This window comes from Lutibacter holmesii, assembly GCF_042679665.1.
Lineage (GTDB): Bacteria > Bacteroidota > Bacteroidia > Flavobacteriales > Flavobacteriaceae > Lutibacter > Lutibacter holmesii.
The window spans coordinates 125,313-137,076 of record NZ_JBHTMV010000002.1 but is presented as its reverse complement, the minus strand read 5'-3'; the positions used below and the strand labels follow the sequence as shown (position 1 = coordinate 137,076).

9 protein-coding genes are annotated in these 11,764 nt (G+C 29.4%); 5 read left to right on the top strand and 4 right to left on the bottom strand.

The genetic code is table 11. The features are described from left to right. Positions 1–46 precede the first annotated feature (46 nt). Complete coding sequence (locus ACFQ5N_RS01780) at positions 47–1,111, top strand: hypothetical protein (protein ID WP_386807558.1); 1,065 nt, start codon at positions 47–49, stop codon at positions 1,109–1,111. 70 nt (positions 1,112–1,181) lie between these two features. On the opposite strand, the gene ACFQ5N_RS01775 is transcribed toward ACFQ5N_RS01780, so the two are convergent. Then, positions 1,182–1,691 (bottom strand): IS1096 element passenger TnpR family protein, encoded by a 510-nt coding sequence (locus ACFQ5N_RS01775; protein WP_386807210.1) that lies wholly within the window; start codon positions 1,689–1,691, stop codon positions 1,182–1,184. Between the two features lie 70 nt (positions 1,692–1,761). Between ACFQ5N_RS01775 and ACFQ5N_RS01770 the strand changes: the two genes are divergently transcribed. The 4 genes from ACFQ5N_RS01770 to ACFQ5N_RS01755 all read left to right on the top strand — a co-directional run bounded on the left by ACFQ5N_RS01770 (position 1,762) and on the right by ACFQ5N_RS01755 (position 5,627). Next, entirely contained in the window at positions 1,762–2,181 is a 420-nt protein-coding gene (locus ACFQ5N_RS01770; protein ID WP_386807209.1) for a PaaI family thioesterase, read from the top strand. A 27-nt stretch (positions 2,182–2,208) separates the two neighbouring features. Next, positions 2,209–3,282: an isochorismate synthase gene (locus ACFQ5N_RS01765; RefSeq protein ID WP_386807208.1), complete on the top strand. Its 1,074-nt coding sequence runs from the start codon at positions 2,209–2,211 to the stop codon at positions 3,280–3,282. A gap of 259 nt (positions 3,283–3,541) precedes the next feature. Then, positions 3,542–5,206, top strand: a complete 1,665-nt coding sequence (gene menD / locus ACFQ5N_RS01760; RefSeq protein ID WP_386807206.1) for a 2-succinyl-5-enolpyruvyl-6-hydroxy-3-cyclohexene-1-carboxylic-acid synthase — start codon at positions 3,542–3,544, stop codon at positions 5,204–5,206. Between the two features lie 4 nt (positions 5,207–5,210). Next, entirely contained in the window at positions 5,211–5,627 is a 417-nt protein-coding gene (locus ACFQ5N_RS01755; protein ID WP_386807205.1) for a DNA-binding protein, read from the top strand. Positions 5,628–5,696: 69 nt separating this feature from the next. On the opposite strand, the gene ACFQ5N_RS01750 is transcribed toward ACFQ5N_RS01755, so the two are convergent. Genes ACFQ5N_RS01750 through ACFQ5N_RS01740 form a run of 3 tightly spaced genes read right to left on the bottom strand, consistent with a single transcriptional unit; the run spans position 5,697 to position 11,759 of the window. Beyond that, on the bottom strand, positions 5,697–6,842 hold the full coding sequence (locus tag ACFQ5N_RS01750; protein WP_386807204.1) for a C1 family peptidase: 1,146 nt from the start codon (positions 6,840–6,842) through the stop codon (positions 5,697–5,699). 9 nt (positions 6,843–6,851) lie between these two features. Then, the gene (locus tag ACFQ5N_RS01745; RefSeq protein WP_386807202.1) at positions 6,852–8,036 is read right to left on the bottom strand and encodes an alpha/beta hydrolase; all 1,185 of its coding nucleotides are present in this window, start codon (positions 8,034–8,036) and stop codon (positions 6,852–6,854) included. A gap of 21 nt (positions 8,037–8,057) precedes the next feature. Then, positions 8,058–11,759 (bottom strand): metallophosphoesterase, encoded by a 3,702-nt coding sequence (locus ACFQ5N_RS01740; RefSeq protein ID WP_386807201.1) that lies wholly within the window; start codon positions 11,757–11,759, stop codon positions 8,058–8,060. Positions 11,760–11,764 lie beyond the last annotated feature (5 nt).

The following is an 11,764-nucleotide window of genomic DNA, read 5'->3' as shown; positions in this document are numbered from 1 at the left end:
TTGTTACAACAATATAGTAAATTTGACAATTATAATTTTAAGAAGTATGGAAGAAGAGAATTTAATTTCAAAAAAAAAACCAGCATTTCCCATAAATGATGAGTTACATTCATATTTAAAAAAATACAGCAGGAGTATTAAAATTCCTATTTTTTATGATGATTTATTACGTTTCTCTGGAGCTATTCCTGTGTATGATAAAAATGATGTAGATACATTATGGGTAAGAGTTTATTATCCTGAGCATGAACGTCAAGAAATTGAGTTAAGCTTAAAAAGAATGTATATGATTTTGCATGGTGATGGTGGTGAAGATTCGTTATCTTTTTTAGGAATTGATGGTATTGACTATTGTACGTTTGGTAATTCAAAACCATTTAGAATAAAAATTAGAAATGTTTTAAATGACAATCATACCTATATTTATGTGAAAAAAGCCGATGCTTCTCGTGTATACGGATTAGAGTTAGAGCATATTTTATCACCTAATAATATCAATTTTTTGGTTTATAAAGACACGTTAATTGAAGAGCATGTATTGGGTATTCCTGGAGATCAATTCTTAGTTGAAAATATGGATAATGTTTCACCAAGCGGATTGAAACGTTTGTCTAAAGAATTTGTAAAGTTTAATGAACGTTGTATGATTCGTTTATTAGGAGATATGCGTTCTTATAATTATGTAATTGTGGCTTCGTATGATTTTGATCAGGTTGAATATAGAATTAGAGCGATGGATTTTGATCAGCAAAGTTACGAAGGGAATTTAAAAGTTTATTTTCCACAGTTTTTTAAAGAAAACTTTCCATTTGTAAAAATGGTAGAAGATAATTTAGGACCAGAATCTGTTGAACAATATAGAAAAGAGGAACGCTCTGCTATTGCAAGACGTTTAAAAGGTTCTCATATTCGTATTCACAGGTTGGTAGATTGTATGAGCACAGACCATATTTCTACTCCTGAAAAAGTAGAAAAACTTAAAATGGAATTGAAACGTTATACTGGTGATTTAAATTTTAAAGAACCTAAAACAATGGGAGAAATTCTTAAAGTAGCTTTTAAATTTGTAATTAGGAACTACGAAAATGTAAATACTTATATTATACGATAAGTCATAAAAAAAGCTTCATACTTAGTATGAAGCTTTTTTTATTATGAATTGTAAAAATTAGATGTAACAATTAATAATTGTCTAAATCAATATCGTCAATACTGTCAAAATTATTTTTATCATTAAAAATATCATGTTCGTCTTCATCATCTAAAACAATTTCACCTGTAAATTCTTTTTCAGGAGCCTCATCAGGAATATCTCCAAAAGAAAGTGCAATTAAAGGTAAATTTTCATTAGCAGCATCTTTTAAATCGGTAACTTCAACAAAAAATGTCCACATAGACATAAAATCATACACGTAAATTAACTTGTCATTTTTACGTTTAAAAGCTTCAGAAATACTGTGTTTTTCCATTGTTAAAGCAGTGCCATCATCAGACATGTCAAACAGCGGAATTTCATCACCTTGTTCCCAATTAGCATCAGTTTTGTAAAAAGAAGCCATCTCTTGACCTTTAAATCCAAAAGCTTTAGCAATAGTAAAATGTAGTTCTTCTAAGTTAATAGTATCTGCTACAATTATATCTCTAAACACATCTTCTTCAACATCTAATATTACACGAAATTTATAGGCCATAATAGTTTTTTAAATTCTTGCAAAGTTACTATTTTAAATTCTTATTTTTACCATCCAAGTTTTAAATTATATGGATAAAAATGCAACCTTAAATATGTTGAATAAAATGTGTGAAAACACGTTAAATGAAACATTAAATATAAAATATACAGATTTAGGTGAAGATTTTTTAGTAGCAACTATGCCTGTAGATTCACGTGTTCATCAACCTGATGGAATTTTAAACGGCGGAGCTACAATGGCATTGGCTGAAAGTGTTGGTAGTCCTGCATCAATTTTAGCAATTGATAGGGAAAAATATTCAGTGCGTGGAATTGAATTTTCAGCAAATCATTTACGAAGTGTAAAAAGTGGTATGGTAACAGCTACCGCAACAATAATTCATAAAGGAAAAACTATTCATTTGGTAGAAATTAAAATTGTTGATGATAGAAACAGAGTAATTTCTTTATGCAAAATCACAAATTATATTTTAGCAAATAAAAAATAAGTACTTCAAAAATTAAATTCATAACAATTGAAAGAAGAAACCGCTATTTTTTTTAAAAAGTTAGCCCAAACAATTGCAGCAAATGTGCCTTTTGTTGTTTACAGAAAACCAAATGAAAATTTGGTAACTGTGGTTGTTCAAAATACTACTAAATTATACCATTTAAATACGTTTTTAGAAAAAGGTTTTGTGTTTTCTCCTTATTCTAAAACTGCACATAAAATTATATTTCCAGCATCTAAATCAAAAATGTTTGAAGCTGAATTAAGTGATTTTGAAGATTTAGGTGTTGGTGTTCAAGGTGTTGATGCTGAGTTGAATATGTGTGATAATGAGGTTAAAAACAACCATATTTTATTAACTAAAAAGGCTATTGATTTTATACAGCATAAAAATGCCGAGAAAATTGTAATTTCTAGAAAAGAAGTTTTAGAACGCAATAATTTTGAGGTGTTAAATAGTTATAAAAAAATGCTGAAAAACTATAAAAATGCAATGGTATATTTATGGTTTCACCCTAAAGTTGGTTGTTGGATGGGTGCCTCGCCAGAGCGATTAATTCATATGCATAAAAATGAATTTAAAACAATGGCGTTGGCAGGAACGCAATCTTTTGAAAATACAACAGAAGTGGTGTGGAAAACAAAAGAAAAAGAAGAGCAGCAGTTTGTAACCGACTATATTTTAGATACTGTAAAAGATGCCATTAAGAATATTAAAATTTCTAAGCCTTATACGGTGAAAGCTGGTAGCTTATTGCATTTGCGTACAGATATTTCGGGTGAATTAAAATGCGAAGATGGATTAGGAAATTTGATTGACTCTTTGCATCCAACGCCTGCGGTTTGTGGTTTGCCTAAACATATTGCAACTAATTTTATTCTTGAAAATGAAATGTATGACAGAAGTTTTTATACAGGTTATTTGGGAGAATTAAATGTGAAAAATGAAACAAATTTGTATGTAAACTTGCGTTGTATGGAGATTGAAAAAAATCAAATTTCTTTATTTGTTGGTGGTGGAATTACAAAAGATAGCTTGGCTGAAAATGAATGGCGCGAAACCGTTTTTAAAGCCGAAATTATGAAAGAAATTTTATAAAAAAGAAACACTAAGTTTAAATACTTCGGTTTATTATTTTCGTAAGCAATTTAAAACTTTAGCAATTCATCCCAACATTTTTGATTAAGATAAACCTAGTAATTTCTCTTTTGTATTCTCAAATATACTGATTTTTAATGGTTTATATTTAAAAATAAGAGAAAAGTTACTATTTAAATGCACAAATTGATATTCATTTTTTGAATGACATAGTTAGGATAAGTTTATGTAATTTTGCATTTCAATAATTGAATAAATAATGCAGTTTCCAAAAAATGAATTAGCGCAACTAGTAATCGCTTCTTGTGTTGCAAATGGTATAGAAAATGTTGTCATTTCTCCAGGTTCAAGAAATGCACCTTTAACCATTGGTTTTTCTAACCACGCAGCCATTAAAACGTATAGCGTTGTTGATGAGCGTTGTGCAGCTTTTTTTGCTTTAGGTATGGCGCAGCAATTGCAAAAACCTGTTGCAATTGTTTGTACATCAGGTTCAGCATTGTTAAATTATTATCCTGCAATTGCTGAGGCTTTTTATAGCAATATTCCGCTAGTTATTATTTCTGCAGATAGACCAGCACATTTAATTGATATTGGAGATGGGCAAACAATAAGACAACCAAATGTGTTTGAAAATCATATTTTAAATGCTATTAGTTTGGTTGAGGATTTGAATGTAAATAATGTGGTTTTGGAAATGTTACAAGAAACATTAGAAATTGCAATTGTAGATAAAGGACCTGTTCATATAAATGTGCCTTTTGATGAGCCTTTGTATGAAACTACACCAAATTTAATTAGCTTAAACAAGGTTGATACAACTTTTGAAGAAGTGCCGTTAGATGTTGAAGAGCTTCAAAAGTATGCAAATGTTTGGAATGCATCAACTAAAAAAATTGTATTGGTTGGAGAACATTTTCCTGATGAGTTGTTGCAAATTCAATTAACACATTTAACCAAAGATCCTTCCGTATTGGTTTTAATAGAAAATACTGCAAATGTTACACATTCAAAGTTTATAAATAGTATAGATAAACTTATTTTTCCGTTAAATGACAATGAATTAGAAGCGTTTCAGCCAGATATTTTATTGAGTTTAGGAGGTTTAATTGTTTCAAAAAAAATAAAACAACATTTGCGTAAATTTCAACCAAAATTGCATTGGCATGTTGATGGTAAAAGGGCTTTTGATACATTTCATTGCTTAAAACATCACTTTAAACTTTCGCCTCAATTATTTTTTAGTCAGTTTTTCTTTTTAACAAAGCCAATTAAAAGTAGTTTTCAAGATTTTTGGTTGCGTAAAAAAGCAATACGTTTACAAAAACACACTCAATTTATTGAAAATTGTGAGTTTTCAGATTTAAAAACGTTTGCTATGGTTTTAAAAACGTTGCCTAATAATGTGCAATTGCAGTTAAGTAATAGTGCAGTAATTCGTTATTCGCAATTATTTGATTTAGATTCTAGTATTCAGGTATTTTGTAATAGAGGTACAAGTGGTATTGATGGAAGTACTAGTACTGCTATTGGTGCGGCAGTAACTTCTTCAAAAAACACCGTTTTTATTACAGGTGATATTAGTTTCTTTTACGATAGTAATGCACTTTGGAATAACTATATTCCGTCAACTTTTAGAATTATTTTAGTGAATAATGGAGGAGGAGGTATTTTTAGATTTATTCCGGGGCCACAAAACTCCAATGCATTAGATTATTTTGAAACTCCGCATGAATTAACTGCAAAGCATTTGTGTAAAATGCATAAATTTGCCTACATTAATGTTGCAACTATTCAAGATTTAGAAAATGAACTTTCTAATTTTTATGCGGAATCAGATGTACCAAAATTATTAGAAGTAACTACACCAAGAGAAATAAACGATATTGTGTTGAAAGCATATTTCAATAACTTAAAAGAATAAAAGAATGGATTTAAAGATAGGAGATAAGGTTGATTTAATTGTTATTAGAAAAACAAAAATTGGTTTCACAGTTTTAGTAGATGAAGAATATGAAGGTATGCTTTATAAAAATGAATTGTACCAAAAAATTGCCGAGGGAGAAAAATTAGTAGGTTATATTAAAAAAATTAGAGAAGATGAAAAGTTAGATGTTAGCCTAACACCTATTGGATTTAAAAGAACCATTGTGTCTAATGAAATTAAAATTTTAAACGCATTAAAGAGCAATGACGGATTTTTAGCATTGAATGATAAAAGTAATCCTGATGATATAAAATATCAATTAGGAATGAGTAAAAAGTCTTTTAAAAACGCTGTTGGAGGTTTGTTTCGCCAGAAATTAATAACAATTTCAGATGAAGGAATAACAAAGATTATTTAAAAAATAATTAAACATAAAAAAAGGCTGAACTTAATATTAAGTTCAGCCTTTTTTTATACTTCTTTAATTTTACAGTTTAATGGCATCGCTTACAGCATCTTTATGAACCATAACCGAAATGGTTTTAAGTCTAAAATACGCTTTGCTCATATACACGTAACCGTTGTTTCCAATTCTGTCACTACTTGCTCCCCAAGAATTTTTTACTTTGTAGTATTCTGTTCCATTTTGGTCTTTTACCAAACCAACAATATGCATTAAATGATCATCTGTTGTGTTAAAGTTTTCAAATTCTTCTTGTCTAAACTCAGGTGTTATATTTTTTTCTTTTACAATATAGGTTAAAGATTTTTCAGACTCATTTGGGCTATTTGGTAGTGTTGCAACACCATATTTTGAAGAAAAGGTTTTTTCTGAAACATCGCAATCTAAAGCTAATGTGTAACCTTTTTCTAAAGCATAATCAACTTCATTAACTAATGCATCAAGTGTAATATTGTAAAAACTTCCGTTTGAAAAATTATCAGGAATATTTAATACAAATTTAGTTTGAAATGGCTGATGTAAAAATGAAGTTAACGTAATATAATTGTTAGGTTTTATATTGGTCATTTTTAAAAAGCTCATTGCATCGTATTCAATTCCTTCATAATTAAATGTAGCTGCAGGAGATCCTAAATGTACTGTTAAAATTGAATCAACTGCTTTTTTCCAATCGCTGTGTTTAGAATTTTTGTCGTTTTTAATATACGCATCTAAAACTTTTTTAAGGTCAGGTACAATTTTAGAGTGGTCATGAGTTTTAGCTTTTCCTATTAATCCTGAATAGGCAGTTTCTGGTTGTAAACCATTTTTTTGAGCAGAATTCATAACATCGTGTGCTAGTCCACCTTCGCTAAATTGAATTTTACCTTGTCTCATTACATAATTCCATGATTTGTCTAGGTACACATTTCTTACATTGTACATTTCTGAAATGTCAATCATTTTTCCTGAATTTCTAAAAATTTCAGATTCTAAAAATGATGAAGTAGAAAAACTCCAACAAGTTCCTGTATTTCCTTGGCTTTTTACTGCTGATGCTTCAATATCAATAACAGTTGTAAATTCATATTTTTGTTCAGTTGGAATATGAACTTTAACAACAGTGTCTTCTTGCGCATAGAAGATTGTTGAAATACATAAAAAAGCAATTGTAAATAGGGTTTGTCTCATAATATAATTTTAATTTTTAGGTTCCGTATAAATTCCGTCTCTTTTGGCAAGAACACGTTCTACATTTTCATAATAAGCATCAGCGTTTGGATCGCCTTCAGGTAATTTCATATAGCCGCTTTTATAATAGTTTAGTGCTTTTTTATATTTTTGGCCGGTTTCATAATAACGTCCAATATAATAATCTCCAATAGGAGATTCATTGTAAAGTTTGTTAATCATTTCTCCAAAATTCTTTAAATAATCACCATTCTCTTTATCCATAATAATTGATTCTATGGCAAAAATATCTTTTTCACGAATTTTAATATTGCTTCCAAATAAGTATTCAATTTCAACATATTTGTTTTCTAAATATTCAATGGCATCTGAAGGAGATAAATCTTTAATATTATTATCAAATTCTTCTTTTGAAATAGCTGAATAAATATTAAAAATAAATGATAAGGCGCTAGAAATAGATTGACCTATGGCAGCTGTTTTAGAGCTGCTTTCAAATGAGTCAAATTTGTATTTAAACTTTTCATTATCTATAGCAGTTAATAAACTATTTGTGCTGGTAATTGGTCCTTGTCTTTTTAGAGAGTTTTGTTTGTTTGTAGAAAGGTAATAATAAATGTTTTCATTTTCTATTTGTTTTACTTTGTCTTGAATCATCATTGGAATATCCATGGCGTAATACGGACTTATATTTATATAGGCGTTGAAGCCTGGATAATTTTCAATTAAAAAATAATTGGTAAAGTTTGCTGTTAAAGTGTTTCCAACAATTGTTTTAAAAGGTGAAACACGGTAATTTCCTTCAAAATAATCAAAAAGTTCAGCTCTAATAAACCTATAAAACTGTTCGCCGTCTTGGGTTGGGAAACTATTTTCTTTTAAATATGAACAATCTTGGTACCGTTCGTCGTATTTATTTTGATTAATTCCAACAATTATTTGCTCTGGCGCTTCATCTTTATTGGCAAATAAAATAGCATTTCCAACATATACATCAAATAAATATTCAGCATCTAATACAATAGTAAGCGGATAGAATTTTGTAGAATCTGTGTAGTAGCTTGGTGGAATATAAATTTTTAAAGTACGCTCTATTCCTAATTCTTCTGAATCAAAATTTTTAAGTTTTATGTTTTGAGAGTTAGCTTGTTGCACTAAAAAACAACATACAAGTAATAAAATTATTTTTTTCATATTTTTCATATTTTTCAATTTTTAAAATTCAAAACCAATTCCAAATCTTACGTTTGCACCTTCTTTAGCTCCAAAAACAGCTAAGTTAAAGTTAATTAATTGGGCTGTATCTCCCCAAATTCCACCTCCGTAAGAGGTTTTCCAATCTGATGAATCTTCGCCTTTGTACCAAACTCTACCATAATCAAACCCACCAAATAAACCTATTTGAAAAGGAACAATTTTAGTTTTTATTTTTGTTAATTTATATCGAATATCGGTGTTGTTGTAGTAAGATATATTTCCTGTGAACCTATTGTTATTGTAACCTCTTAATCCGTCAACGCCACCAATACTTGCTGCATTGTAAAATTTAAATTCATCACCAATTATAATATTTCCTTTAAACTTTGTAGCTAATACTAGTTTTTCGTTTGAAGTAATATTGTAATTAAACCCAATTGCAGGAGTAATGTACGCATTGTTTTCAGCAGTATTTGTATTCATATTTCTTTTCCAACCAATTTCAAGACCAACTGCCATACCTAACGTTGGAAACGTAGTTTTATTGAAATTTTCGTAAAAATAAGAGGCTCTAATTCCTAAATAGTTGTGTCTTTTTTCATTAAAAACAGGTAAAGTATTTATAAATCGATTGTTTGTTTTTTCAATTTCAATACTTTCAAAAGTAGCTCCTAATTTAAATTGGCTTCCCATTCTTCCAACCCATTTTAAAGACGGAGCAACAGAGTAATTACTAATTCTAACACGATGGTAATCTTTTCCAAAAAACTCATCGAAATTTACAGATTCATTTCCATAACCATAAAAATTTCGAGTAAAATTAGGACTTGTAATAAGTGCTTCAACTAAAACGTTCCATTTATTAAAAATATGTGCAAACTCTCCGCTATAACTTAAATTGTAACCATTGGTAGCAAAGTAATATCCTAAACCTATAATATGCTGTTGTGAAAAAGGGTTTCTCTCAAAACCATATACGGTTAATTCATTAATAACACCAAGTTTTAAGCCGTCATCAGGGTTTACGCCTAAGTTTGGTTTTACTTTGTTTAAATGATGCTTGTATTTTTTGTAACTGTACAAGTTCATACTGTAATCATCAAAAAGTCGTTTTTTACCTTCTTCGGTTTTAAATGTGTTCTTTTTTGATTTGAAATCGTAAATGGTTACTTTTTTTCCACTTTGAATATTATAAATGTCATTATTTTGACCTCCAACAATTTTTAAAGGAATGCTATTTCTATTTTCACCTGTTACAACAAATGTGTCACTTTCATCCAATCCGTAAATCCATATTTCTTTTGTTTCTTTGTTTGAGTAGGTTTTTTTAAAAAAAAGAGTACCTTTCTTTTTCTTTTTTATGTTGTAAATGCTAATTTCTGTTTCGCCATTTTTTAAGCGAGTAATTTCAAAGTAATTGTCTTTATCATTTCCTCTTATAATTGGATATTTTGCCAAATGCTTATAATACTCTTTCGCAATTTTATTTAGATTGCTTAAGCGGCCTTTTAATTTTCTTTTAATTTCTTCAACTGTTTCATCTTGCACTTCTGATGGCATTTGAGCCAAAGCTTCTTCAATTATTTCGTTGGTAATATTATTTTGAAGAAAGGTAACTTGTTTTTTCCAGTCATCATAGCTCGCATTTTGTATTAAAGATAAATCTATAGGGAAAGGTTCGTGGTTAAACCATTTTACATTTCGAATATCATCATCATAAATTTGAAGTAATTTTAACCCAGGAATTAACCGTGTAATTGCGCCCAATGCAAAGCCGTCATATATTGAAAAAGCTTGATCTCTATCTCTAGGAACAGGTTTGTACATTTTTTTGTGACCAGTTTTAAACTCTGCCCAACGCCATTGATCTTGATGTCTATCCCAATCTCCAATTAGCATATCAAATAACCGTGCTCTAATATAAGTAGCTTCATCTAAATAATAATCGTCAGATTTTCGTAAATTTTCATAAAATTCATCGGTACTAATTATAGTATTTGCATATTCAAAATTTTCTTTATCACCGTGTCCAGAGGCAGCACGTTCTTCAATGTAATATAATTCATTTCCAAAATTTAAATTAAATTGTTCTAGTGAAGGCTGTTTTGGAATGTAAAATAATTGTGAATTGGTATAAAGTATATTTGCGGCTTTTGCTAATTTGGCTATTGTGAGTGGAGCGTACGGGTGCGCGGTTGTATAAATATCTAACAATAAACTTTCAGTAAATGTGTTGTTATATTCTCCTTTAATATAATGGTCTTTAAAAGCGACTGCTTGCAAGTATTGTGTAGCGCTTTTATGAAGCGCTCTCATAACATATTCTTGCCCTGTTGATGTTTCAAGACGTAACGATCTTGATTGATTTCCACCACCTTTTCTAACAGGATATAAACCTCCAAATAAGGTGTCTAAACTTGCTGTAGCTGCATTTATATTTGTACTGTAATATTTTCTATAATGATCGCCCCAAAAATTAACAAAGGCTTTACTTTTATTTGTGTGTTTAGTTGAATATACTGATGCAGAAATACTGTTTGGGAAGTTTGAATTATAGTTTTCAGCTATTAGTGTTTCTTTTTTGGTTTGAATTTCGGTTTTAAAAAGAAGTTCTTTTTTGCCGTTATTTTCGGTATAATAATATACCCACGATGCGCCATTTTTATAAGTTACAAATTTGGCATATCCTAAACCTCCATAAGAAAATTGACTATCTTCTATAACTCTTGCAGGAGCTGTTTTTGAGCCTGAACCACTAATTATTTGTGGAATTTGATCTTGTAAAATATATTGTAAATTATGTTCGTGACCCGAAACAAAAATAATATTTTCTTGTTTTTGAGAAATGGTTAATAATCGTTTTCTAAGATGTTGATAATACGGGTTTATCATATCTTGTGTTGAAATTCCACTCGTTTTTCGCAACACATTTAAAAAACTTCCAATAATAGGTAATGGAAAAGTACCACCTGTTGGGTATAATTGTGCCTTTAAAGAAAATTGACCGCCGTGAGATCCATAACTAAACATAGGATGATGTATGGCTACAAGTGTTGTTTTTAAAGTATTTTTTTTAATTAAACGTTCGTATTCGTAAAAAAACTGATCTCTAGTTTTTATGTCACAATCATTATTCATTGTTGGGTTTTTATCCCAATTTTCAAGATACCATTGTGAATCTATTACAATTAATACTACATTTTCAGAAACATCAACTTTTGTAATTGGACATCCATTTTTAGGAAGAAAAGAATTTTTTCCTAAATGTTTTTCAATATAGTTTTCTTCTCGTTTTAGACCAGTAATTCCATTTGTATAATAATCATGATTTCCAGGGATAAAAATAGGTTGTCCCTTAAAATCTTTTACCAATTCAATTTGTACGTTTAATCTATGCTCAGCCAACGCTCTTTCAGGATGCGACTTTTTAGGCATGCCTTTTTCATATAAGTTATCTCCTAAAAATAAAACAGTAGCATTTGAAGCTGCATTTGAAAGCTCTTTTTTTAGAAGATTGAAATGCTGCAAAGGTTCGCCCATTTTAGCATTTCCAGCATCACCAATTAAATAAAAAGTATGGTCAATTTCTTCGTTGTATTCATGATTCTCTGTATTTTTTAAGCTAACAACATCACTATATTGTTTTTTGTAATTGGCACAGCTAACTAAAAGAAAACTAAGAATAAAAAATAAAAGTTTATAAATACGATTGCGACTCATTAATA